Annotated in this window: 22 protein-coding genes and 1 tRNA gene; 15 read left to right on the forward strand and 8 right to left on the reverse strand. The window is 70.0% G+C overall.

Going from position 1 to position 24,238, the window contains the following annotated elements:
* Positions 1-133: 133 nt before the first annotated feature.
* Positions 134-526 carry an ATP-binding protein gene (locus ACFVGY_RS28330; RefSeq protein ID WP_385682294.1) on the forward strand — a complete coding sequence of 131 codons (393 nt, stop codon included), beginning with the start codon at positions 134-136 and terminating at the stop codon, positions 524-526.
* Positions 527-583: 57 nt separating this feature from the next.
* On the opposite strand, the gene ACFVGY_RS28335 is transcribed toward ACFVGY_RS28330, so the two are convergent.
* Positions 584-718, reverse strand: a complete 135-nt coding sequence (locus ACFVGY_RS28335; protein WP_385682156.1) for a hypothetical protein — start codon at positions 716-718, stop codon at positions 584-586.
* A gap of 83 nt (positions 719-801) precedes the next feature.
* On the opposite strand from ACFVGY_RS28335, the gene ACFVGY_RS28340 reads away from it, so the two are divergent.
* Both ACFVGY_RS28340 and ACFVGY_RS28345 read left to right on the forward strand, forming a co-directional pair.
* On the forward strand, positions 802-1,197 hold the full coding sequence (locus ACFVGY_RS28340; RefSeq protein WP_385682158.1) for a MerR family transcriptional regulator: 396 nt from the start codon (positions 802-804) through the stop codon (positions 1,195-1,197).
* A gap of 106 nt (positions 1,198-1,303) precedes the next feature.
* Positions 1,304-2,227 carry an NADP-dependent oxidoreductase gene (locus ACFVGY_RS28345; protein WP_385682161.1) on the forward strand — a complete coding sequence of 308 codons (924 nt, stop codon included), beginning with the start codon at positions 1,304-1,306 and terminating at the stop codon, positions 2,225-2,227.
* A gap of 215 nt (positions 2,228-2,442) precedes the next feature.
* On the opposite strand, the gene ACFVGY_RS28350 is transcribed toward ACFVGY_RS28345, so the two are convergent.
* Complete coding sequence (locus ACFVGY_RS28350) at positions 2,443-2,880, reverse strand: NADAR family protein (RefSeq protein WP_385682164.1); 438 nt, start codon at positions 2,878-2,880, stop codon at positions 2,443-2,445.
* 1,874 nt (positions 2,881-4,754) lie between these two features.
* Between ACFVGY_RS28350 and ACFVGY_RS28355 the strand changes: the two genes are divergently transcribed.
* The gene (locus ACFVGY_RS28355; protein ID WP_385682167.1) at positions 4,755-5,360 is read left to right on the forward strand and encodes a Uma2 family endonuclease; all 606 of its coding nucleotides are present in this window, start codon (positions 4,755-4,757) and stop codon (positions 5,358-5,360) included.
* A 691-nt stretch (positions 5,361-6,051) separates the two neighbouring features.
* On the opposite strand, the gene ACFVGY_RS28360 is transcribed toward ACFVGY_RS28355, so the two are convergent.
* The gene (locus tag ACFVGY_RS28360; protein ID WP_385682170.1) at positions 6,052-6,714 is read right to left on the reverse strand and encodes a DUF4097 family beta strand repeat-containing protein; all 663 of its coding nucleotides are present in this window, start codon (positions 6,712-6,714) and stop codon (positions 6,052-6,054) included.
* Positions 6,715-6,943: 229 nt separating this feature from the next.
* Between ACFVGY_RS28360 and ACFVGY_RS28365 the strand changes: the two genes are divergently transcribed.
* Positions 6,944-7,669: a helix-turn-helix domain-containing protein gene (locus tag ACFVGY_RS28365; RefSeq protein WP_385682173.1), complete on the forward strand. Its 726-nt coding sequence runs from the start codon at positions 6,944-6,946 to the stop codon at positions 7,667-7,669.
* Between the two features lie 91 nt (positions 7,670-7,760).
* On the forward strand, positions 7,761-8,606 hold the full coding sequence (locus tag ACFVGY_RS28370) for a hypothetical protein (RefSeq protein ID WP_385682176.1): 846 nt from the start codon (positions 7,761-7,763) through the stop codon (positions 8,604-8,606).
* A 149-nt stretch (positions 8,607-8,755) separates the two neighbouring features.
* On the opposite strand, the gene ACFVGY_RS28375 is transcribed toward ACFVGY_RS28370, so the two are convergent.
* From ACFVGY_RS28375 to ACFVGY_RS28385, 3 genes are all read right to left on the reverse strand, one after another.
* Positions 8,756-8,968 (reverse strand): DUF397 domain-containing protein, encoded by a 213-nt coding sequence (locus ACFVGY_RS28375; RefSeq protein ID WP_385682179.1) that lies wholly within the window; start codon positions 8,966-8,968, stop codon positions 8,756-8,758.
* 221 nt (positions 8,969-9,189) lie between these two features.
* Complete coding sequence (locus ACFVGY_RS28380) at positions 9,190-10,074, reverse strand: helix-turn-helix domain-containing protein (protein ID WP_385682181.1); 885 nt, start codon at positions 10,072-10,074, stop codon at positions 9,190-9,192.
* Between the two features lie 269 nt (positions 10,075-10,343).
* Entirely contained in the window at positions 10,344-11,081 is a 738-nt protein-coding gene (locus tag ACFVGY_RS28385; RefSeq protein ID WP_385682184.1) for a GPP34 family phosphoprotein, read from the reverse strand.
* 828 nt (positions 11,082-11,909) lie between these two features.
* Between ACFVGY_RS28385 and ACFVGY_RS28390 the strand changes: the two genes are divergently transcribed.
* The 3 genes from ACFVGY_RS28390 to ACFVGY_RS28400 all read left to right on the forward strand — a co-directional run bounded on the left by ACFVGY_RS28390 (position 11,910) and on the right by ACFVGY_RS28400 (position 16,452).
* Positions 11,910-14,135, forward strand: coding sequence for a D-alanyl-D-alanine carboxypeptidase family protein (locus ACFVGY_RS28390; protein ID WP_385682187.1), 2,226 nt, complete (start codon positions 11,910-11,912; stop codon positions 14,133-14,135).
* Positions 14,136-14,251: 116 nt separating this feature from the next.
* Entirely contained in the window at positions 14,252-16,126 is a 1,875-nt protein-coding gene (locus ACFVGY_RS28395; protein WP_385682190.1) for an MFS transporter, read from the forward strand.
* A 134-nt stretch (positions 16,127-16,260) separates the two neighbouring features.
* The gene (locus ACFVGY_RS28400; protein ID WP_385682193.1) at positions 16,261-16,452 is read left to right on the forward strand and encodes a hypothetical protein; all 192 of its coding nucleotides are present in this window, start codon (positions 16,261-16,263) and stop codon (positions 16,450-16,452) included.
* Positions 16,453-16,604: 152 nt separating this feature from the next.
* Here the strand turns inward: ACFVGY_RS28400 and ACFVGY_RS28405 are convergent.
* Together ACFVGY_RS28405 and ACFVGY_RS28410 are read right to left on the reverse strand one after the other, a co-directional pair.
* Positions 16,605-16,677: transfer RNA gene (locus ACFVGY_RS28405), tRNA-Arg, on the reverse strand.
* A gap of 248 nt (positions 16,678-16,925) precedes the next feature.
* Positions 16,926-18,005, reverse strand: coding sequence for a LacI family DNA-binding transcriptional regulator (locus tag ACFVGY_RS28410; RefSeq protein ID WP_385682196.1), 1,080 nt, complete (start codon positions 18,003-18,005; stop codon positions 16,926-16,928).
* Between the two features lie 331 nt (positions 18,006-18,336).
* Between ACFVGY_RS28410 and ACFVGY_RS28415 the strand changes: the two genes are divergently transcribed.
* The 6 genes from ACFVGY_RS28415 to ACFVGY_RS28440 all read left to right on the forward strand — a co-directional run.
* On the forward strand, positions 18,337-19,422 hold the full coding sequence (locus ACFVGY_RS28415) for an NAD(P)-dependent oxidoreductase (protein ID WP_385682199.1): 1,086 nt from the start codon (positions 18,337-18,339) through the stop codon (positions 19,420-19,422).
* On the forward strand, positions 19,416-20,492 hold the full coding sequence (locus ACFVGY_RS28420) for an HD domain-containing protein (protein ID WP_385682202.1): 1,077 nt from the start codon (positions 19,416-19,418) through the stop codon (positions 20,490-20,492). Before ACFVGY_RS28415 ends, ACFVGY_RS28420 begins: the two co-directional genes overlap by 7 nt.
* Entirely contained in the window at positions 20,489-21,694 is a 1,206-nt protein-coding gene (locus ACFVGY_RS28425; protein WP_385682205.1) for an MFS transporter, read from the forward strand. Before ACFVGY_RS28420 ends, ACFVGY_RS28425 begins: the two co-directional genes overlap by 4 nt.
* A 77-nt stretch (positions 21,695-21,771) precedes the next feature.
* Positions 21,772-22,926 (forward strand): adenosylhomocysteinase, encoded by a 1,155-nt coding sequence (locus tag ACFVGY_RS28430; protein ID WP_385682208.1) that lies wholly within the window; start codon positions 21,772-21,774, stop codon positions 22,924-22,926.
* Positions 22,927-22,950: 24 nt separating this feature from the next.
* Complete coding sequence (locus tag ACFVGY_RS28435) at positions 22,951-23,694, forward strand: phosphoribosylaminoimidazolesuccinocarboxamide synthase (protein ID WP_385682211.1); 744 nt, start codon at positions 22,951-22,953, stop codon at positions 23,692-23,694.
* Positions 23,681-24,238 (forward strand): SDR family oxidoreductase (locus ACFVGY_RS28440; protein WP_385682214.1); only part of this gene is annotated, 558 nt, incomplete at its 3' end. The genes ACFVGY_RS28435 and ACFVGY_RS28440, both read left to right, overlap by 14 nt.

The raw sequence follows: 24,238 nt of genomic DNA on the forward strand, positions 1-24,238 counted from the left end.
GACGTGCCCGACTTACTCAACGCCCGGTACCCGTGAAGCGCTTGCGGACAGGCAGGACAAGACCGGACAACGGCCGGACAGTCGCGGTACGCACAGGCGTCGTCGCTGTTCAGCGTAGGCACGTACGGCCACGCTGGGTGACGTGATTCCACAACTTCCTGCGTGTGTTCTTCAGCTGTCCGCCACGCCCCGCGGGGCCCGTCTCGGTCGACTGCTCGCCGTCGAGCAACTCCGTTCCTGGGGAGTTCGGTTCGACGGGGCGGAGCAAGTGATCGCCGAGCTGATCGCCAACGCGGTCACCCACGGCCGCGTGCCCGGCCGGGACTTTCGACTCGCCCTGTCCGTCGACGTCGCCGGCACGCTCCGCATCGAGATCACCGACACCCGGGCCGACCGGTTGCCCGACCCGCAGGCGGGCGGGAAGGGGCTGGCGGTCGTGGCGGAACTGGCGGACCGGTGGGGCGTGGAGCTCGGCCCGACGCCGTGGAAGACGGTCTGGGCGGAACTCAATACCGGCAGCCGGTGACAGCGCCGGCGCGTCCGCCCGCCGGCCTTCGCTGTCACCGACCGGGTCGGTCGCCGCCTACTGCGCGGACGGCAGGTACATCCGTTCGCAGCGCGCGGGGTCACCCAGGACATTCGCCAGGAACAGGCCCAGGTCGAAGTCCTCCGGCTCCGCGAAGTCCGTCGGTGCTCCGTCGTGGGGCCGGGACGGCAACCCTGCGGCGGTGGGGGTGTCCGCAAGCGTCCATGACTCATCGGCGGTCTGAACCTGGAGGCCGCGGGCGTAGGCTCTCAGGGATGCGGATAGGCGAGCTGTCCAAGCGCACGGGCGTGAGTCCGCGCTCACTGCGGTACTACGAAGAGCAGGGCCTGCTGACCAGCTCACGCTCCGACGCGGGGCAGCGTCACTATTCCGATGCTGCGGTCCAGCGCGTGTCGCTCATCCGACAGCTGTTCGACGCGGGGATGTCCAGCCGGGTGATCGCGACTGTGCTGCCGTGTGTGGACATCCCGGGTGACCTGGGCGTCGCCGAGGAGACCTTCACGGCGATGATGCGCGAGCGCGACCGGATCGACGCCGACATCGCGCACCTGATCGAGACCCGGGAGGCACTCGACGTGCTGATCAGGGCCAACAGCCAGCACCGGGCGGAGCTGTCCACGGCCCCGGAACCGGCGGCGCAGTCGTCCTGATCCTGTGATCTGCATCTCAGCCGGTTGCCCCTGACATCAATGTCAGAGGTGAGGATGGCGACAACGCCCGGAATCACCGGGTCGGTCGTACGAGAGGCGGCGGAAGATGGGGCAGGCATGGGGTTTCGACAGGTATGGCGGGCCCGAGGTGCAGGAGTTCTTCGATCGTCCCGATCCCGTGCCCGGTCGCGGCGAGGTGCTGATCCGGGTCGACGTCGCCGGCGTGAATCCCCTCGACCACCTTCTGCGCTCAGGTCTGGTCGACGGGCTCGACGGCGGGCGTCCGTTTCCCCGCGTGCTCGGCATGGAGGCAGCCGGAACCGTTCTTGCCCGGGGCGAGGACGTCAACGGACTCGAGGTGGGCGACGCGGTCTTCGGCTTCGCACTGACCGGTGGCGGCACCTACGCCGAGACGACGGTGCTGTCCGCGCCGAACACCGCGCGCATCCCGGCGGGTCTGTCCGTAACCGTGGCGGCAACGCTGCCAGTGGCCGGGACGACCGCGGTGGACGTGCTCGACCAGCTCGGACTCCCGGCCGGTGCCACGGTCCTGGTCAACGGGGTCGGGGGCGGGGTCGGCCTCGCCGTCGCCCGGCTGGCCATCGGGCGCGAGCTGCGCGTGATCGGCACCGGGAGTACTGCCAAACGCGAGCACGCCGAGGGCATCGGTGCGCGGTTCATCGACTACACCGCCGAGGACGTCGCCGCCGCGGCACGCGAGCTGGTTCCGGGCGGCTTCGACGGGATCGTCGACCTGGTCGGAGGCACCTCGCTGCGGACGGTCGCTCCGCTGGCCCGGGATCCCCGCAACGTCATCGCTGTGGGTGATACGTCGGTGCCCGATCTCGGTGGGCGTCTCGTCGAGCGTCGCGTCGACCGCGAGAACCTGGAGCGATCGGCCCGGCTGGCCCTCGACGGAGTCCTCGCACCCGTAATCACCGCGGTCCATCCGCTCTCCGAAGCCCCGGCCGCCCTCGCCGCCGTCGAGAACGGTCACACCTCGGGCAAGGTCGTCATCAAGGTGGCATGAGAAGTGCCCGGCCGCCCAACGCCGTCGACCGTCCCTTGCGGACTGGCGAGAACCCGTGGTCAGCGCATCATCACCTAAGCGCTTTCACCTGTACGGGGTTGAGCACGTTCAGGCGCACGCCGACACCGAATGACACGACCGTGATCACCACGCGTCCTTCCGCGAGGTCATGGTCCGAAGTTCGCACCCTGCCCGGTCGGTGCCGTAGACGCGTGCTACGCGCGGAGCCGGGTGCGGGTGCGCATCAGGATGCGGCCGAGCATGTTCTTGCCCGTGCCCGTCCTGCCGCGGCCCCAGTAGTGGTCGGACGTCGTGTCTTCGACGATCTCCTCGTCCCCCGTCGACAGCAGGATCTCGTGGATGTCCGCGTGCGTCCGGAACTTGGCGTCCACGGCACGGCGCATCACGTCGTCCTTCACCCGCTCCCAGTCGCGCCGCAGCGGCTTGGACCGGTCGCGGCCCAGCTCTGCCGCCCGCAGTGGCGTGGGGGCCTGGCGGATCACGTGTGCATGGCGCGTGCCGAGGAACTTCTGTGCCTGGAAGTAGTGCTCGACGGTCGGCCACCAGTGCCCGTCGAGGTCCACACCGTGTGCGGAGAAGTTGGAGAAGCAGCCGTAGGGCACCTCGTCGGCGCCGTAGAAATAGATCGTCATCCCAGCCCTCGCGGCGGTCACAGGACTGGCACGCTGCCAGCCGCCGACCCGCCCCTGCAACCGGTTTGCCTGCTCAGGCGGCCGGCGACCGCACCGCGGTAACCGCGATGCGGCTGGCACGCGTCGCGGTGCGTGGGGCCGCCTACCCCTCCTAAAGAAACGGGGAAAACAACCAACCAACCCACCACGTCACCACCCCGGGCGTCCGTCGCTCACACGGGTGAACTGTGCCAACTCAACTGGAAATACGTACCGGTTACGGGCATATGCTCGCCGCGACGACAACCCCAGACACAAGTCAGCCCCCGCCGGGACGGCAATCCCGACGAGGGCCTGACCACGAGGAAGAGAACGCTTCCCCGATGGCTTACCAGCACCCTAACGCGGGCAGGCGCGCGCAGTCGCGCATTCCGGCCGGGTCCCCCCGATCCGGTGTCATCCACGTCAACGTTCCCCACGAGACTCACTTCGTCGTGGTCGGCAACCACCTCGCCCAGCACCGCAAACTGTCACTGGCGGCGCGCGGGCTGGCCGTCTACATCCAGTCGTTGCCGGAAGGAACGCCGATCAGCATCGAAGCGCTGAGCCGGCAGTTGCCAGAGGGCGAGCACCGCATCGCGAAGGCCCTGCGCGAGCTGGAGGCGCACGGCTACCTCGCCCGCGTACGGGAGCGGCTGCCGTCGGGGCAGCTCGCGACGCGCACGATCTCGTACAACCGACCTCAGGCGGCTCTGTGGCACGCGTCGACGGCCCCGTGGGCGGGGGAGGTGGAGCGGCAGTCGCCAGGGACGGGCCCAGCGCCAGGGAAGGTCTCGGAACCAGACGCGGCGCCGGAACCGAACCCGAATCCAGCACCAGGTGAGGGCAGGGGCACCGACCCGGCACCGGGCGCGGTACCGGAAGACGGAGGGCCGGCGCCCGTTGACCTGGAGCCCGATCCCGATCCCGATCCCGAGCCCGAACCGGAGTCGTTGCCGTTGCCGTCGCAGCCCTCGGTATCGGGGGCCACTGCGGCCACTCCCGCCCCCTGCATCTCTGATGGGCCCGTGCCTGAACATGTCCCCCCTGGCCACCCTTCAGGGGCTTCCCGGCAGCTCTTTGGCATTCCGGGGCGGGTCGGCCTGTCAAGGGTGGCCGAAGGCCATCGCGCAGCGACGCGACCGGAGGGAGCGCCCTTTACGGGCTGGCCCGAACCGGAAGGACAATGGGCTGACGGGACGCCCCCGGACACCTCACCGCCTGGGGCCGGGCGGAATCCAGCCGAACCCAGCCCCGGCCCCAGCCCCGCCCCAGCCCCGGCCCCGGCCCCGGCCCCGGCCCCGGCCCCGCCTCCTCCGACACGGCTGACCCAGCCTCCGCCGCCGCCTCCGCCGCCGCCTCCGCCTCCGACGCCTCCGGCGACCTCACCCCCACCGCCCGCCACATCCTCTCCACCCTCCGCGCCGTCGATTCGCGACTGATGCTGTCCGAGCGGGACGTGGCACGACTGACCCCGGCCGTATTGCTCTGGCTGGCGCGCGGCGTCCTTCCCTTCGCGATCACCTTCGCCCTCTCCGACGACCTCCCGCCCGACCTCCGTCACCCCGCGGGCTTGGTCGCGTACCGCCTCCGCGAACTCCTGCCGGCCCCGGTTCCGGTCCCGGCTTCGCCCCTGGGATCGACCCCGGGGCCGACCCCGACCCCGTTCCCGGTCCCGGATCCGCCCCGGGACCGTCCCCGCCCCCACCCCCTCCAGGTGTGCGTCCGCTGCGACAGCATTTCCTTCCGCGCCGCGGAGCCCGGCCTGTGCAATCCGTGCAAGCGTGAGGAGAAGGATGCTGCCTAGCATGTTGGTGATGACTCGAGCCCCAGGGCGTGAACGAGGAGCCAGCACGATGACCATCGCACCGGACGACTCGCGACAGAGCTCCACCCCGTACACGGCGATGCGCGGGCTGCTGCGCTCGATGGACGACACCGTCCCCGGAAAGTTCGAGATCACCAAGGAAGGAATCGTCCACGACATGATGTCGCCGGGGCGTCCACACGAAGTCACCGCCGGGCTCGTCAGCCGTCGCCTGGAGAAAGCGATGCCCGAGGGGATTTGGGCGTACACCGGCGAGCCGGACGTCGAGGACGAGCCCGAAGGCATCATGCGGCATCCCGATGTCATGGTGATCGCATTCGCCGACATGGAAGGTGAGGGATCCTTCGACCCCCGCACGCTCATCGCCGCTGTCGAGATCGTCTCCCGCTCGAACCCCGACAACGATTGGATCGGCAAGGTGCGGGACTACCCGCTCATGGGCATTCCCATCTACGTGATCTTCGATCCGCGCCACGGCACCGGCGCCGTGATGTCAGACATCCACTTGACCCCGGACGGTCCCCGGTACGCCACCCGCAAGGACTTCGTCTACGGCGAGGACGTGACCATCGCCGAGTGGACCATCTCCACCGAGGGCCTGCCCCGCTACGCCGACAGCAGCCCCGGCGCCTGAAGCAGGGGCGGGGCTTCGGGCCGGGCGAGAGAGCCGGATCCTCTGGGCGGGCTTCGGCCGGGGCACCGAGCAGGATCCTCCGGGCCGGGCTTGCGCCGGGCACGGAGGCGGATCCCGCGACTCGGGGTCGGCGGAGTGGCCGGGGGCTGCCCGTCAGTCCCATCGTCCTTCCGGTTCGGGCCGCCCTGTCAAGGGCGCTCCTCCTTCGTCGTCGCGTCGCTGCGCGATGGCCTTCGGCCACCCTGGACAGCCCGACCCGCCCCGGAATGCCGAAAGACTGCCGGGAAGCCCCCGGAGGAACGGCAGGGAGGACCCTTCAACGACGGCCCTCGCCAGAGAAGCGCCGGGCAGGGCCCTGACCCGCCACATCCCCGGACCCGGGACCACCACCCCCGCCCCCCGCCCACCGCCCACCGCCCACCATCGGGGCGCGCGCCCGCGAGCGCCCCAGATCGCTACGCGCTTCTCGCAGCTCGGCGCCGGGCCGCCGTCGTGGGCTGGTGTGCGCATCAGACCGCCTCGAACGTCGGCCAGTTGGCGTCAGGCGATCACCTGACGTGAGTGGATGACGGGCTGTGGTGCATTTCCGCCGCAGGAAGGCGTGGGGACCGACGTGTGCTTGTCGTCGGTCCGTTGGCCCTCTCTTCATGGCCCCCTCGCCGGGGGCGGCGACTCGCGTGCGGTCCGTTCGTCAGAGGCTGCGGGCGGTGACGTCGCCGTGGGTGGTGGTGGCGCGGATGTCGAGGTCGGCGGTGCCGTCGTTCTTGAGGCCGTTGTTGATGCGGCCGTAGCCGGTGCCGGCGTCCAGGGTGGCCGAGGCGCCGGGGGCGGCGGCGATCGAAATGTTGCCGGACTGGGTGTGGAGTACCACCGTGCCGCGCACGGCCTCGGTGATCCGGATGTCGCCCCGTTGGGTGCTGATCTCGGCGGGCCCGTTGAGACGGCCGACCTCGACGTCGCCGTCGGTCGCGGTGAGGCGGAGGCTTGCGGCTTCGTCGATCTTGATCTGGCGGTACGCGCCATCGAAGGCGACGTCGCCCAGGCGGCCGACGGCGCGGAGTTCGGAGGCGGCGGTCTTGGCCTCGATGTGCGAGCCGGCGGGCAGCTGGACGGTGACCTCCAGGGACCCGGAGCCGGTGAGCCGGTTCTTGGGCTCGGGGGCGTGGATGCGCAGGACGCCGTCGGCGTAGCTGACGGTGGTCTGCTCGGCGGCCTGGACGTCGCGGCTCTTGGAGGGGTTGGCGGGCAGGACCTCGACGGTGGTGTCGGTGCGGTTGGCGGCGATGAACTGGACGCGTCCCGCGGGGATCTCCAGGACGGCGGAGATCGTGGCGGGGGTGTCGAACTTCTGCATCGTGTTCTCCGGTGCTCGGTCGTTGTTTCTGACGATGGAAAAGCTACGTTGCTTTCCAGGGGATGGCAACAAGCTCGTTGCGCAAGAGTGGAGTTTGTGCAGGTGGGAGCATGTAAATCGTTGCAACGGGTGATTTTTTAATGCAACGGATGCGGACGGATCATTGCAATGAGTGGAGGGTGAACGCTATGATGGGCTCACCCGTGCAAGGATCAGCAAGGAGATCGCGATGCCTGGAGGCAGGCTCACTCAGCAGGAACGCCAGCAGATCGCGCTGGGGCTGGCCGACAGCCTCCCCTACGCCGAGATCGCTCGACGCCTGGACCGTCCGACCTCGACGGTCACGCGTGAGGTGATGCGCAACGGCGGCCCCACCGGCTACCGTGCCGATCTGGCCCAGCGTGCCACCGAACGCCGCGCCCACCGGCGCAAGCCCGCCGTCGCACGAGGGGTGGAGTCGGCTCCACTGGCGCACGGGCGGGACGCCGAGGCGGTGGCCGAGTACGAGGAGGCGCTCACCACCGTCCTCATGGGCCAGGGTCTGCCCAGGATGACGGCCCGGGTGCTGACCTGTCTGTTCACCACGGATGCGGGCAGCGTCACCGCGTCCGAGCTCGCCCGGCGGCTCCAGGTCAGCCCGGCGTCCATCTCCAAGGCGATCGCCTTCCTGGAGAGCCAGAGCCTCGTCCGCCGAGAGCGCGACGAACGCCGCCGCGATCGCTACATCGTCGACGACGAGCTCTTCTACCAGTCGACGATCGCCGCCGCCCGGGCCAATGAGCAGCTCGTGCAAACGGCGCGCCAGGGTGTCGCCGTCCTCGGCCGGGGCACCGCCGCCGCCGACCGGCTGGAGAACATCGCGCGCTTCCTCGACTTCATCGGCGAGAGCATCCTCCGTGCCGCCGAGCAGGCCCGCGAAGTCCTCCACACCGAACGCGAAGAGGCGGCCCCCTGACCGGGAGGGTGTAGTCGGCATCTGTTTTTGCGGTGGGTTGAGCGTGTGCAGGGGCTGGCCGTTTGATGGGTTGTCAGGTATTTCCCAGGGCATGTCGAATGCAGAGCAGCAGTCGGGAGCCGATGCGTACGCCGCGCTCGCGGCCGTGGGGCCGTACGGGGTCCGGCCGGGCCATGCGCTGATCACCATGGTGGAACCGCACCCGGGCCACGAGTACGCCTACAACCGCTGGTACGAGGACGACCACTACTACGCCGGCGCCATGGCCATGCCGTGGATGTACGCCGGCCGCCGCTGGGTGGCCACGCGGGACCTCCAGGAGCTGCGCTATCCGGAGAAGTCGGCCGTGGCCCAGCCGGTCACCGCCGGCTGCTACCTGTCGACGTACTGGGTCACCGAGGGCCGCTACGACGAGCACATGCGGTGGACCGTCGGCATCAACAAGCGGCTGAACCGGGACGGTCGGGTCTACCGGGACCGGACGCACGTGTTCACGGCCTTCCAGGACCACGAAGCCACCGTCTACCGCGACGGCGCGGCCGGACCGCGGGACTTCCACGCCCTCGACCACCCGTACGCCGGGCTCGTCCTGGAGGTTGTCGACGCTGACGGGCCGGGCGGCCGGGCGGAGCTGCTGGAGTGGCTGCGGTCGCGGGCCCTGCCGCGGCGGCTGGCGGGGTCACCGGCCGCGATGGTGACGGTGTTCCGGCCGACGCCGCTGCCCGGCGACCGGATGACGTACGTGAAGCAGGTCGAGGGGGTCGACACGCGGCTGACGCTGCTGTGGTTCCTGGAGGCCGATCCGCGGACCTGCTGGGACGGGTTCCGGGGGCTGGACGCCGAGGTCGCGGAGGCGGGGGTGGGGCGGGTGGAACTGGTGGCGCCGTTCGTTCCGACCGTGCCGGGCACCGACCGGTACGTCGACCAGCTGCGGTAGGCCGGCCGTTGCCGGGTGGGCGACCCCGCCCCCGGACACGACCGAGCCCCCTCGGCCGGGACGGCGGGCCAGTCGAGAGGGCTTCAGGCGATCCCGCACACGGGAGTACGGGTGTGCGGGCGATATGGGGGTGTTGTTGCGGCCGGCAGTCAGGCGAGGCGGCCCAGTCGGCCCTCGGTGACGCCGGTCACGAACGAGGTCCAGGAGCCGGGGGCGAAGGCGAGGGACGGGCCGTCCTGCACCTTGGAGTCGCGGACCGCGACGGTCTCCATGACGGGGGACTTGACCTCGACGCAAGCGCCGTTTCCGCCGGAGTAGGAGGACTTGGTCCAGTTGTCCGTGGCGCCCTGACGAATAGCCATGTTTCTCTCCGATGCAGCAGGAAATGCCGGTGGGTGGGGGTGGTTGTCGGCCATTCGGTTCCTCCGTGGGCCGACGTGATCGACGCTACCGGCACGTTCCGACGGGCGATGAAGTGATTCACCCGACCGGGTGGCATATTCCATTCAGGACTTCTGTGGCTGGGGAGTGATGGTGTACCGTACCGACCCCCCCCTCGCCACCTGCCCGGTTTGCTCCCCTTTTACCTCGCCTTGCCCGCATAGTCGGCGATGATGTCCGAGATGAACTGCCGCGTCTGGTCCACATTGAGGGCCTGCGCGCGCAGGTGCTCGTACATCACGCTGTACTTCTGGACGTCATTGGCCTTCTCCAAGTACAGATCGCTCGTCACGCCCTCGATGTAGACGACCGTGGAGTCGGTCGCGTCCGGGAATTCCAGGATCGCGTACTGGCCGTTCATGCCCGGATGGGCGCCCATCGAGAACGGCATCACCTGCACCGTGATGTACGGCTGTTCCGACTGCTCTATCAGGTACTCGAGCTGGTCGATCATCAGCTGGGTGTTGCCCACGTGCCGGCGCAGCGCGGCCTCGTCGATGACCGCCCACAGTCGCAGCGGCCCGATCTCGGGGTTGTTGTTGTCGGTCTCCGACAGCCGCTTCTGCCGGTGCATCCGCACCTGGACCCGCTTCTCCACGTCCGCCGGGCCGGTCTCGGGTGCGGCGCCGCGGATGAGGGCATGCGCGTACTCGGTGGTCTGCAGCAGGCCGGGCACCATCTGGGGCTCGTACGTGCGCAGGCTGGAGGCGTCGGTCTCCAGGCCGATGTAGACGCTGTACGGGATGTCGCCGAAGGCGTGCCACCAGCCCTGCTGGCGGGAGTCCTTGGCCATCTGCATGAGGGACTCGACGAGTCTGCGGTCCTCGACCTCGTACACGTCGCACAGGTCGCGGACATCGCGCTGGCTGATGGACCGGCGGCCGTTCTCCAGCCTGCTGATCTTCGACTGGGAGACGAGCAGGCGCTCGGCGACCTGCTCGGCCGTCATGCCCTTGTCCTCGCGGAGCTTGCGCAACTCCATGCCCAGTCGGCGGCGTCGGACGGTGGGATTGACATTGGACGCCACGTGAACGGCACCTCCGCCTTCTTTGATCGCGTCTCTCTGCGTGTCTACTGGTGAGCAGACTGCCACCGAAGGGCGGGGCGGCGCCGGTAAACGGCTGGGAAAACACAGGTGCGCGGGGCGACGGGGCCGGCGGAACCGGCCTCGTCACCCCGCGTTGTGGATGCGCTGCGGTCGAGCGGTGGGACCTGTGGTGGATCTGCGGATCTTCTGTGCGTGCGTGCGTGGTGCGTGCGTGGTGCCGTTGCGCCGGTGGTGGAGCGGGACGGCTGTCAGTGCGCGGCGGCGCGTGCCATCGCTCCCGTACGGCGTGCCTGCATCGGAACGCCGCTCGCCGTGGCCCGGGCCGCCGGCGGCGCCGCCGCTCGCTCCCGGCGCGGCTGTGCGGCCACGCCGTTCTGGACGTCCATGACGGCGTGCGCCACGAGACCGCCCATGGGGTCGTGCCGGATCAGGTCCCGCAGCCGGGACCTCGACGACCGCCCCTCGTTGCCGGGGTACAAGTGCTTGCCGAGACCGACCGCATGGGCCAGCGCGGCGAGCGCCGCGGTCCGCGGGTCCGGCGGAACGCCGGTGCGGATCGCACTGTCGAGCCGGGCGCGGATCTCCCGGCTGATCGCCGTGTCCGTCGCCTGGTAGCGAGTCGTCGGCAGCACACCGCACATCTGGCCCGCGACGGCGTGGACCATGCCGCAGCGCTCCAGATGAGCGAGGTACACCTGGCGGAGCCCCAGGCGGGGTCCGCCGATCCAGTGGACGGCCCGAACCGGGCTGCCGCGCCTGCGCAGCAGTTCCAGTGCGGAGTCCAGAGTCGGATCTCCTGTCGGCCGTGGCATCACCACGGCGATACGATCCCCGTCAGGGGCTATCCGTCCTGCCAGAGCCAGCTCCACTAGCTGTGCCCCGGCCAGGCCGAGGTCGAGCGACTGCGGCTGCGCCGTGGTACCCGTGGCCGGGTCCAAGGCGAGCAGCAGAAGCTCCTCCGGAATTGTTCTGCGGCTCCTGCCCATCCATGCCTCCCCGCGTGGATGAGTGACAGGGTGACGCCTCTCACATTCATCTGTCGAGAGTGCCTGGTCGCTTTGTGGGGGAACCAGCGCTATGTCGTTCTCGTCTAGCACGTGAGCGATGCTCCCGACGCGGGACACTGTTAGACATTCGGACAGCCGGACGCGGCGGCGATCGAGGAGGAACTGGTGGCGGGCGAGTCCCCCGACAAGTCGGTTGATGAAGGAACGCCGGGGGTGGCGAGGTCCTCCGCGGAACGTGACCCGAGGCTGTCGGTGTTCCGTCCGCGGGAGCCCGAATCCGGCAAGCGGGAGTCCGAATCCGGCAAGGGGGACGCCGACGCTGCGGGCGACGGTTCCACCGATCGGGATTCCGAGGACCGGGACGCGGCCGCCGAGGCCGGCGACGCCGAGTCTTCCGGACAGGTCGACTCCGATGCGGACGCCGATGCGGACGCGGCTGCCGACAGTGAGCGCACGGCGGTGTTCCGCGCACCCAAGCTGGACGCGGTCCCGGATTCCGCTTCCGCTTCTGCGCAGGGCGAGGCGGACCGTGACGGAGAGAGCGAGGACGCCGCTGACGACGCCGAGGGCGAGGACGCGCCCTCTGGAGCCGACGCCGGCGCGTCTGCCGACCGTACGGCGGCCCGTGCCGAGACGGATGACGGGGATGCCGATCGGACGACGGATTCCGGTTCCGATTCCGATTCAGGCTCTGATCCTCGTTCTGACTCTGACTCTGACTCTGACTCTGACTCTGACTCTGACGCCGACTCCGTCTCGGGTGAGGCTGCGGCGAAGACCACGGGTGCGGGCAAGGATGCGGGCCGGGTGTCGGAGTCCCGTTCCGACGCGGACGCCGACCGGGACCCGGACCCTCGTTCCGGTTCCGGTTCTGATTCCGCCTCGGGCCGGCCTAGTGCCAGTGAGGCCCCGGACCGGTCGGAGGGGGAGAAGTTCGACAGCGAGGTCACCGTCGAGCGCACCGCCGTCTTCCGTGTCGTGAAGCCGGGCGCCAAGACGGCGGACGCCAAGACCGCGGACGCCAAGCCGAAGGCCGACACGGCAGATTCCGGCAAGGCGCCTGCCCGGCCCGGTGGCCGCGCGCCGGCGTGGGCCAAGCCCGATGCCGCCGCTTCCGCCGAGCCGTCGACGGACGAAGCGGACAAGCCGGGTGCGGCGGACGACAGTGAGCGCACCGCCGTCTTCCGTGCCGTGAAGCCGGGTTCCGGTTCCGGTTCGGCTGCCGCCAAGTCCGGCGCCGCGGGCCCGGCCAAGCCGCCTGCCGCGGGCCCGGCCAAGCCGCCTGCCGCGGGTGACTCTGACAGCGAGCGCACCGCGGTGTTCCGCGCGCCCAAGCCCGGATCCGGTTCGGGCCCGGCCGCTCCTGCCAAGCCGGCGTCCGAGGACTCGGACAGCGAGCGCACCGCGGTCTTCCGCGCCGTGAAGCCGCAGACCGCCGCCCCGGCCGCCGACAAGCCCGCCGCCTCCCGGCCCGCGCCGCCGAAGCCGGCCGGCGCGGCCGGTGCGGGGAAGCCGAGTACGTTCGTGCCGCTGCGCACGGACGACAGGTCCGCGCGGGGTGCCTCCGGTTCCGTACCGGCGGCGTCGCCGAAGCCCGCCGGGCCCGCTGCCGCGTCCTCCGCGCCGGCGCAGGCCCGTACCGCAACTCCGCCCCGGACGCCGGCTTCGGCTCCCGGCTCGGCCGCAGCCGCGGCTTCGGCCGCGGTTCCGGAGCGGACCGAGCGGACCACGCAGCAGCCGCTGCCGCCGCGGCCGCCGCTCGACCTGCTCGCGGAGCTCACGAACAACCCGCCTCCGCCGCCGAGCCCGATGCGGACGTTCGTCCGGCGGCTGAAGATCTACACGCCGATCGCCGTCCTGCTCCTGGTCGTCCTGGCCGTCGTGCAGTTGGTGCGCCCGCTGCCCGAGCCGACGCTCAAGATGACCGCGAAGGGTTCGTTCACCTTCGACGGGGCCGCGCCGGCCATGCCCTGGCCGAAGGAGGGCCAGGCGTACATGGCGGCCTCCGGCCTCGGCACCGTCGGCAGCTTCGGCGAGCAGAAGCCCGTTCCCATCGGCAGTGTCGCCAAGACGATGACGGCCTACGTGATCCTGAAGAACCACCCGATGAAGAAGGGTGAGAAGGGTCAGATGATCGACATCGACAAGGCCGCGGTGGAGGACGGCAAGAAGGAGTCCGAGGGCGAGTCGACCGTCAACACGCTGAAGGAGGGCGACAAGATCTCCCAGTACGACGCCCTCGCCGCGCTCATGATCCCGTCGGCGAACAACGTCGCGCGGCTGCTCGCCCGCTGGGACGCCGGCGGCGACCAGGAGGCGTTCGTCAAGAAGATGAACGACGCCGCCAAGGAACTCGGCATGACCAACACGACGTACACGGACCCCTCGGGTCTGGAGGCGACCACGGTCAGCACCGCCGAGGACCAGGTCAAGCTCGGCCTGAAGGTCGTCGAGATGCCCGAGCTCATCGCCATCACCAAGTTGAACGGCTACACGGACCAGTACGGCAAGTGGTGGCGCAACTACAACGACCTCATCGCACCGGGCAACGGCGCGGTCGGCATCAAGACCGGCTCCACCACCAAGGCGGGCGGCAACCTGCTCTTCGCCGCCGAGAAGAAGGTCGGCAACACCAACCAGCTGATCGTCGGCGCGGTCCTCGCCCAGTACGGCGTGCCGATCCTCGGCACCGCCATCAACCACAGCAAGAACATCATGGTGGCCACGCAGAAGTCGCTGACCAACGCCACCGTCGTGAAGAAGGGCGAAACCGTCGGGTACGTGGACGACGGGCTCGGCGGCCAGACCCCGGTCGTCGCCACGGCGGACGTGCAGGCGGTCGGCTGGCCGTCGCTCACCGTCAAGCTCAAGCTGAGCGGCGGGGACGGCAAGCTCCCGCAGACCGCGACGGCGGGCACCGAGGTCGGCATGCTGACCGTCGGTGAGGGGGCCAGCCAGGTGAAGGTGCCGGTGGCGCTGAAGAGCGACCTGGCCGCGCCGAGCATCGGCAGCAAACTGACCCGCATCGGCTGATCACCGCCGACACCGGTGACCTGTGACCGGCGCCCCGGGCAACCCCGGGGCGCCGACGCGCGTCTAGGACCCGGAACCGGAACCGCAACGGGACGGAACGAACGAATGGCAGAGCAGTGACCACCGCTGAGCAGCAGGGCCGGAGCGGAGCTGAAGTCCCTGTCCCTGCCGTCGCTCCCGTCGCACTCGTCGGGCCCGGTGGGCCCCTCGACTGGGCCCGGCGGCATCCGGTGGCCGTGGCCACCGTCCTCGCCGCCGTCCTGCACGTCGTCTGGTTCTACTGCTTCGCCAACAGCGGCGGCGACCTCGCCGCGCAGGACGCTTGGGCCGAGTTCGTCGGCCGCCATCCGGACTCGGCGTACAACCTCGCCTGGTACGGGGGCATGCACCCCGTCTCGTACAGCGTGGTCTCGCCGTATGTGATGTACATGCTCGGGGTCCGGACCACGATGATGATCGCCGGCACGGTCTCGGCCGGGCTGTTGGCGCTGATCCTGACCCGCTGCCGCGGGGCCGTGCGCGAGCCGCTGTGGCCTGCCCTGGCCGGGGTGTACGGGCTGTTCTGCAACGCGCTCTCGGGCCGGGTCACCTTCGGGCTCGGCGCGATGTTCGCGCTCGGTGCCGTCGCCGCCGTGTTCTGCTGGCCGCGCAAGTGGGCCCGGCGGCGCTGGTCCAAGGCCGCGGTCGCGGCGCCGCTCGCCGGGCTCGCGACCGCCGCCAGTCCCGTCGCGGGCCTGTTCCTCGGGGTGGTCGCGGCCGCGCTGTTCCTGAGCCGGCGGCGGCCGGGGGCGTACGCCCTGGGGCTGGCCCCGGTGGTGGTGGTGGGGCTGTCGGCCTGGCTGTTCCCCTTCTCCGGGACGCAGCCCATGAAGCTGGGCTCGGCCGTCCCGCCGTTCCTCAGCGCGCTGGCGATCCTGCTCCTCGTACCGAAGCGGTGGAAGACGGTCCGGCTCGCCTCGGCGGTCTACGTCCTCGGCGTGTTCCTGACCTGGGCGATCGACTCTCAGGTCGGGTCGAACGTCACGCGGATGGTCATGCTGTTCGGCGGGGCCGTGCTGCTGGCGGCGCTGCCGTACTCGGCACGGCGCTCGCGGCACTGGTACGCGGTGGCGGCGGCGTTCGCCGGGGTCATGGTGTGGATCACCAGCAACAGCATCACCGACATCGTCCGCACCACCCCGGTGGCCGCCTGGAACCGGGAGCTGGCCCCGCTGGTCGACCAGCTGCGCAAGGCGGGCGCCGAGCGCGGTCGGGTCGAGGTGGTGCCGGCCAGCAGCCACCGCGAGTCCTCGGCCTTCCCGGCGTACGTGAACCTCGCGCGCGGCTGGAACCGGCAGGCGGACCTGGAGCGGAACCCGCTCTTCTACGACGACACCCTCACCGCCGAGAGCTACCGCGCCTGGCTGGAGCGCTGGGCCGTGCACTACGTCGTGCTGCCCGCCGACAAACCCGACTCGGGTGGCGAGGCGGAGGCGAAGCTGGTGCGCCAGGGGCTCCCGTACCTGCGGCTGGTGTGGGGCGACGCGAACTGGCAGCTGTTCGAGGTCGACCGGCCGACGGACCTGGTGTCGGGGCCGGCCACGGTGGTCCGGGCCGGGGCGGACCAGCTCGTCGTCGACGTGAAGGCGCCCGGCCGGGTGCTGGTGCGGATCCCGCACTCGCCGTGGCTGGGGCTGGTGGACTCCGCGGGCAAGCCGGTGCTGCCGCCGCAGGAGACGTCCGCCTCGCGGGCGCGGGCGGCCGGGAGCGGGACCGCGGGCACGGGAACGGGCACGGGAGCGCTGCCGAGGGAGTACACGAACACCGCCGGGTGCCTGTTCAAGGCGGCTCCGGACGCGGACGGGGACGTGTGGACGGAGCTGCTGGCCCCGGCCCCGGGGGAGTACCGGGTGGCGGGGAAGTACCAGCTGCCGCGGGGGACGCCCTGCCCGGAGGAGCTCCTGCACAGCGTGCTGGGGCCGAGGGAGCGGCCAGTTCCGGCCCGCCCGTGACCGGGGGCGGGCGGCCGGCGTGCCGGCTTCCGTCCCCTCCTGCTCGCCCGGGTGCATCCGGCGGCATATGTGCCTACGATCCCAATAACCTGTAAGGGACCGATTGGATGCTTCCCGAGGGAGTTGACGACGGGATGAGCAACGAGCGCCAGAAGCGGATTCTCGACACGCCGGAGCCGGGCCGGGCGCCGCAGTCGACGGGGCACGGGTTCGACGGGCCGGTGCGGAGCAAGGTGAAGGGCGGTCTGCACACGAAGGCCAGCCTCAAGCGGGCCGGCACTCCGCAGGGCGACCGCATCGGCGAACGCAGCAAGGGCCTGAGCTGACCCGTCGCGATCCGCCACGACCAGCCCTCCCGGCCGCCGGGTAGGAACAGCACGCGACGGCCCCGGACGGGAAGTCCGGGGCCGTCGCGCGTCGACTGCTGCCCGAGCGCCGTTCCCGGGAGAAAACTCCAGGTCAGCGGCCCGTGCATCAGTGCCCCCGGCAGGATTCGAACCTGCGACACCCGCTTTAGGAGAGCGGTGCTCTATCCCCTGAGCTACGAAGGCGGGGCCTTGCGTACAACGTGGCTGAATGCTCCGCATGAGATTCTGCCCGCGTTCGGCAAGGTCCTGGGCTGCCACGAGGGCAGCCCAGGGATAGCGTAGCGGATCAGGGTGGGGCGTTGCGGCTCAGTTCTTGGCGGAGCGGGTGCTGCCTTCTGTGGCCTCGGCATCCGCGTCCCCGACGAACCGAAGCGATCCCTGGCTTCGGCGCCAACCGGACCGACAGCGCCCGGTCCGGCGTGCGGGCGACCTCATCTTGCGGGGCGGGTGGACTTCCGTATCACCAGGTCCGTGTGCACCTGCTTCAACGGCTCCACGGTTTCCCCGCGCAACATCGCTGCCATGGTGTCGACTCCTAGTTTGCCCAGCTCCTCGCCGTGCAGATCGACCGTCGTCAAGCCGGGGAGCAATAAGCCCGCGATGTTCGTGTTGTCGATGCCCACGACGGATACGTCATCGGGCACCCGCATGCCGAGCGCGGCGGTGGCGTGGTAGACGGCGGTGGCCGCGACGTCGTCGTCGCACACCACGGCGCGGGGCGGTGTGCGATCGCTCAGCAGTTTGAGGGCCGCCTCCAGTGCCGGGTCGAGCGTCTCTTCGAGGGGTATGGAGAGCTCGGTGACCCGCATGTCCCGGGCGGCGACCTCGAAACCGGCCTGCCGGGACCGGAAACTGTACGAGGCCCGCTGGTAGCGCAGGTGGCCGATCGAATGGTGCCCGAGGGCCGCCAGGTGCCCGACGGCCATGCGCATCCCACCCGCGACGTCGAGATCGACGACCGGTCGGTTCCGTCCGGACAGGGCCGGGTCGGAGTCGATGAGGACGGTGGGCACGAAGGGCGGCAGTTCGTCGATCTGCCGGTCGTTCGGCGAGCAGATGATCAACCCGTCGAACTGGTTCGCAGAGAGCACGCGTGTCATCGTCCGGCTGTTCCAACTGGAACTCGCCACGACCGTCAGGCCGTGGGCCTCGGCTGCGTCATGGGCGCCGGCCAACACCTGGGCGAACAAGGGCCCCCGGATGTCGGGAACGGTCAGAAGCACTAACCCCGTGCGTCCCATGCGCAGTTGCCGGGCTGCTGCTTGAGGTCGGTAGCCGAGCTGCTCACCGGCGTCCCGCACCCGTTTCTCCGTCGCCGCGGAGACGCGCTTGCTGCCCTTGCCTGAGAACACCAGGGACACGCTGGCTTGGGAGACCCCCGCAAGGCGCGCCACGTCGTGGGAGGTGGGCCGTCGGGGCGTCGATGCGGTGCCCTCCTCGGGCGGTGTGACTGCCCCGGAGTCCGGGCGGTCTCTGTCGGGCGCGCCCTCGCGACGGGAACCGGAGACCATGGACCACCTTCCCTGGGGGAAGCCGCTGAGCACCTGCTGCAGGGCTGTAGTCGGTGACGTGCCGGGGCACGCCGGGAGTAGAGGCTACCGCCTGATGCATGCGCTCCGGGCGGTGTGGCTGCTGGCGAGATTGGCTAAAAACGGCTTGTCCAGTGGGGTGTTACGTATAACAGTGTTACGTATAACTTGCTTGCCGGTTGCTCGCACCACGGCCGGCACTTCATCTGTCACGTTCTACTGACCGGAGCGTTTAGTGGCGAACATGCTCAGCCCCGCCGTCCCCATTGCCCCATCGGGTGCCAGCCATGCTGCTCGCGCCGGAGACCTGCCGGTGCTGCAGGAGGCCCAGACCCGCTGGCCCATGCCGCCCGCTCGTCTCGTACTCGTCACGCACCTCCTCGACACGGCCGTGCCCTTCGTGCGGTTATTCGAACGCACCATGGATCTGGTCAGTGTGGTGCCCGTCCCCTACAGCGCGCAGCCCGAAGCGCTCGCCCTGCTCGATGACCTTCCGGTAACCCTGCCCGAATCGATCGGGGAGGTCGGAACGATCGCCGTGAGCGACGCGGCGCGTGCGGCCCGCGAGAGCAAGCTCCCCGTGGTCGTACAGGAGGTCGGCGGATACTGCGCCGACGCGGTTGACGAGCTCGCCCAGCACTCCAACGTGCGGGGCATAGTGGAGGACACCAAGCAGGGGCAGTGGCGATACGAGCGGAAGATGCCGCTGCCGCTGCCCGTGTTCACCATCGCGGACAGCCCGCTCAAGGCGCTGGAGGACGTCCAGGTGGGGCGCTCGGTGGCCTACAGCGTCGAGCGACTGCTGCGCGGACGCTTCTACCGGCTGCTCAGCGAGCGGCGGGTACTGGTGCTCGGCTACGGCGGCATCGGTACGGCCCTGGCCGAACACCTGCGGCGGACCGGTGCCCAGGTCGCGGTCTACGATCCGGACGAGGTACGGATGTCGGCCGCCGTGGTGCACGGCTTCCGGGTCGGGGCGCGGGAGGACCTGCTGGGCTGGGCGGAGGTGATCGTCGGTGTCTCGGGACACCGCGCGCTCACCGTCGACGACCTGCCCCTGCTGCGTGACGGTGTCGTCCTGGCCAGCGGCAGCTCCAAGCAGGTCGAGTTCGACGTCGAAGGAATCTGCCGCAGTGCCGACACGCTCGTCGAGGCGGACGAGGTCATGGAGCTGCAGGTCGCCAACCGCACCGTCTACTTGCTCAACCAGGGCAAGCCGGTGAACTTCCTGGAGCAGAGCATCCTCGGTTCCGTGCTCGACCTGGTCTACACGGAGCTGTATCTGTGCACGCGTGAGCTGGCCGACCGAGCGTGGAGCCCGGGAATGCACCGCCTCGACCCCCGAATGCAGCAGGAACTGGCCCAAGCCTGGCGCGAGGAATACGGGCGGCAGTGGTGACACTTCTCGACCGGGTCCGCGCGCATGTCCTGGCGGACTTCGCCTCGGCCGACTCAGCGCACGACATCCATCACCTCGACCGGGTCGCGACCCTGGCTGGGGACATCGCGGCACGTCTGGGCGCCGATCCACTGACCGCCCAAGTGGCCGCGTACGTCCACGACTATCACCGGGTGGAGGAGGCCAGGCAGGGCCGCCGGCCCATCCGCCCCGAGGAAGCCCGTACCGCAATACTGGACGTCCTCGTACGGTGCGAGGTCTCGCAGGAGCTGCACGAAACGATCCTGCACGCGGTCGAGCAGACGGGGCGCTACCGCTTCGGCGGTGACGACCTCGACAGCGAGGACCTGATCGCCGCCGCCGTGCACGACGCGGACAACCTCGACGCGATGGGCGCCGTCGGCATCGGACGCGCCTTTGCGTTCGGCGGAGTGCTGGGGGAGCCGCTGTGGGACCCCCGCGCCCAGCTGAAGGAGCTGTACGAGGAAGGGGAGACGTCGTCGATCCTGGCCCATCTGTACGAGAAGCTGGTTCAGCTCGAGAAGGACATGCTGACGGAGCCGGCCCGGCGCATGGCCGCCGAACGCACGTTCCAACTGCACCGGTTCGCCGCCGAGTTCCGCTCGCAGTGGGGGAAGGAGAACACCCTCTCCCACCCCGGTGGCACCCGCGTCCACTGGGACCCGCACACCCGCTTCCTGAGCGTGGCACAGCCAGGGCCCGACGACATCACCGTGACCCGCGTCGGCTTCCGGGGGCGCGTCACGGTGGCCCTGGACGATCAAGGGCAGCCCGTGGAAGTGGACCTGTTGGGTGCGCCGGAGGTACTCACGCACTGTGTACCTCAGGCGCAGCGCCCACGGACGTGGATCGCGCACGTGGGAGGGGAGTGGCTGCTGGACGCGGAGGCCGATGTCCTATGGATCAGCATCCGCGAAGCCTCCGTCCACCGTCGCCTCACCGCCGTCGGCGACATCGAGGTACAGCTGCGTGAGGGCCGACTGGCCGCGCTGCAGTTGCACCTGCTGGAGGACGTCCCGGTGTCCGTCGGAGGCGAGGGCGCCCCATGAGTTATGCGGGTCTGCTGCGAAGTCGCTACGCGACGCGGCTGCTGGTGGGTACCCTCGTCGGGCGGCTGCCGAGCGCGATGGCTGCCGTCGCGATCCCCCTGGCACTGCGCAACGCGGGCGCGTCGTACGGGTTCGTCGGCCTTGCCGTCGGGGCGTTCGCCATCGCTGCGGCCGTGGCAGGGCCCCTGCTCGGCCGCCTCGTGGACCGTGTCGGCCAGCCCTCGGTACTGCTGTGGACAGCCGTGCTGGCGGGCTGCGGGTTCCTCATGATCGCGGCGACCCCCGACCGACACGCTGCCGTCATAGGCGGCGCGGTCCTGGCAGGAGCGGCGACCCCACCGCTGGAGCCCTGCCTGCGGGCACTGTGGCCGGAGATCGTCGACGCCGGGAAACTGGAGTCGGCCTACGCCCTGGATTCCGCCTCCCAACAACTGATCTTCGTGGGCGGGCCGTTGATCGTTGCCGGCTGCGTCACCGTGGCCTCACCCGTGGGCGCCTTGTGGGCCGCCGCGCTGCTGGGGCTCGTGGGAGTCCTCGTCGTCGCCACCGCGGCTCCCACCCGAGCCTGGCGGGCACCGGCGCGCCAGGCCGACTGGCTCGGCCCGATGCGCAGCCGCGGTCTCGTCGTCCTGCTGATCAGCCTCACCGGCGTGGGAGTCGGCATCGGCACGCTCAACGTGGTCGTCGTGGCGTACGCGGAAGAACACCGGCTGCCCGGAGGTGCCCCGACGCTGCTGGCCCTGAACGCCCTCGGCGCCCTGGTTGGTGGCCTGGTCTACGGTGCCGTACGGCGCTGGCCGGTGCCGCCTGCGCGGCGGACTCTGCTGCTGGCGGGCGGCCTGACGCTGGGCTACGCATTCCTGTGCCTGTTGCCCGCGCCCCCGTTGATGGCCTGTCTGATGCTGCTGACCGGACTGTTCCTCGCACCGGTGTTGACGGTCTCCTTCGTCATGGTCGGAGAGCTCGCTCCGAGGGGCACCGTCACCGAGGCGTTCGCCTGGCTCGTCACGCTGATGACTTCGGGTTCGGCGCTGGGGTCCGCCGCCGCCGGGTGGGTTCTGGAGCAGGGCGGTTCGACCTGGGCGGCGGCGTGCGGCGTGCTGGGGCTCGCCTTCAGCGTCCTCGTCCTCCTGGTCGGGCAGCCCCGGCTGGCGGCGGACCAGCGTGCGGCCGCCGGGGCGTCGGCTGTTTCCACCGCATGACCTGAACCGTGGCGTACGGCCACGGTCACCCGACCGTGATCTCGGAAGTAGGTTGACAGTGAGAGGGGATGGTCCGGATGCCGACCATGGAATGGGTGACCAGCAGCTGTCGCCTGCTGGCCTCGACGGCGGCCGAATTTGAGCGTGCCCGGCCCTTCGCCGGGTTGAGGATCGGCGCAGCGATCCATCTCGAACCCAAGACGGCAACCCTGCTTCTGGTGCTGGCGAAGGGCGGGGCAGACGTCGTCGCGACGGGAAACCTCGGGACCACGCAGGGCTCCACCGTGACCTACCTGAGAGAGCACGGAGTCACGGTGGTCGGCGATCGCACGCGCGACCCGCAGACCCAGGACGCGTGCCTGCGTCGGGTCTTGGCGACCCAGCCCGACCTGCTTCTGGACAACGGCGGCGACCTGTTCCTCCGCTACCTCGACGACCCCTACGCGGGATTGCTGGGGGGAACGGAGGAAACCACCTCGGGGCGGGCACAGCTGGTGCCGGTTCGTGACCGGATCCAGCGCCCGGTACTGGTGATCAACGACAGTCCGATCAAGCAGTTCGCGGAGAACACCCATGCGGTCGGGCAGAGCGTGCTGGAGTCATTCCTGCGCATCACCAACCGAGCCACCAACGGACGGCGTGTCACCGTCGTCGGCTATGGAGCCTGTGGGCGTGGCATCGCCAAGAACTTCGCCAACGCTCACGCCCGTGTCGCCGTGTGGGAGGCCGACCCCGTCCGCCGCCTGGAGGCCATGCTCGACGGATACGCGGTCCCCGGGCGACCGGAGGCACTCGCGTCGGCCGACATCATCGTGACCTCCACGGGAAACCCGGGAATCATCACCGCGGAGGACCTCCCCTCGCTCTCCGACGATGTGATCCTGGCCAACGCGGGCCACCTCCCGTGGGAGATCGACGTATCCGGACTGCTCGCCCACCCCGACGTCCTCACGTGCACCAAGCCGGCCGACGGCGTGCAAACCCTGACGCTGCGCGGCGGCGAACGCATCAACATCCTCACCGAGGGCCACATGGTGAATCTGAACGGGCCCCGCCCCCTGGGGAACTCCGTGGAGTCCATGGACCTCGGATTCACCCTCCAGGCCCGCTGCCTGGAAGCCATCGCGTCCGGCCGTGTGCCTGCCGACCAATGCGTCGTCCCGGTTCCGCCTGAGATCGACGCCCAGGTGGCGCAGGCGTACGTGGCGCTGGTCGGCGAGAAGGCTCAATAGCACCTACCGCACATAGGAGTAGTAGTGAAGCACCCTGTGGCGACAGACGGCTCCCCCGCGGGGGACCTTCTTGCCTGGAAGCGGGAAAGACCTGCGGACATCGAGGGCCGCAGCAAGAAACTGTGGTTGCTCCCCGACGGCCTGTGCCTCGTCGAGATCATTCCCTCGTTGCGCAGCTTCACCTACGACCGAGACGAACTGGTGCAGGACACCGGACCGTTACGGCTGGACTTCTACGAACGGGCTGCCGCGAAACTGGCCGGTGCGGGGATCCGCACCGCCTTCTCCCACCGCCTCTCAGCCACGTGTTACGTGGCTGAGTACCATCCGGCACCGCCGTTCGAGGTCATCGTGAAGAACCGCGCGGTCGGCTCCACACTGGTGAAGTATCCGGGGCTCTTCAAGGAGAACCAGCCGCTGCCGGCGCCGGTGGTGAAGTTCGACTACCGGATCGACCCTGAAGACCAGCCGATCGGTGAGGACTACCTGCGCGCTCTGGGCCTTCCGGTCGAGGAACTGCGCCGGCAGGCGCTGGCAGTCAACACGACGCTGCGCGACTGGCTCCACCCCGTCGAGCTGTGGGACTTCTGCCTGATCTTCGGCTTCACGGACGATCGCGAGCCCGTGCTGATATCCGAAGTGTCACAGGACTGTATGCGCCTGCGCCACCCCGACGGATCCCCGTTGGACAAGGACCTCTTCCGAGCGGGAGCGTCCCAGGCGACGATCGCGGCGCAATGGCGGAGGCTGTTCGATGACCTCGGCTGACCGCCCGGTGGCACTGCTCACGGGCACGAACCGCGGAAGCGGAAGAAGCATCGCTGGGGAGCTGCGCGAGCGGGGATACCGCATCTTCTCCCTCAATCGCACGCTGGCCAACGAGGACTGGCTCCATGAAGAGCGGTGCGACCTCGCGGACCCCCAGCAGATCAGGGACTCCGTCGCCCGGGTGCTCGCGGCGACGGGCCGGCTCGACGTGTGCGTTTCCAACGCGGTCGACCGCGTCCTGGACCCGATAGCCGACATCCGCCAGGCGGACTGGGACAGGTCCTTGGCGGTGAATCTCAGCGCGAACTTCCATCTGACCCAGGCTGTCCTGCCGGCACTGCGATCCGGCCACGGGCTGATCGTCTTCATGGGAAGCCATGCCGCCACCCGGTATTTCGAAGGCGGTGCCACCTACAGCGCCGGGGGGGGGGCGCAGGGGGGGGGGGGGGGGGGCGGACCGGGGGGGGAAACAAACAAACCCAGGGGGGGGGGGGGGGGGGTAAAACAACAAAACAAGACCCCCCCAAAGACAAAGAGAGGAGAG

The sequence above is a fragment of the Streptomyces sp. NPDC127106 genome, assembly GCF_042677605.1.
Taxonomy (GTDB): Bacteria; Actinomycetota; Actinomycetes; order Streptomycetales; family Streptomycetaceae; genus Streptomyces.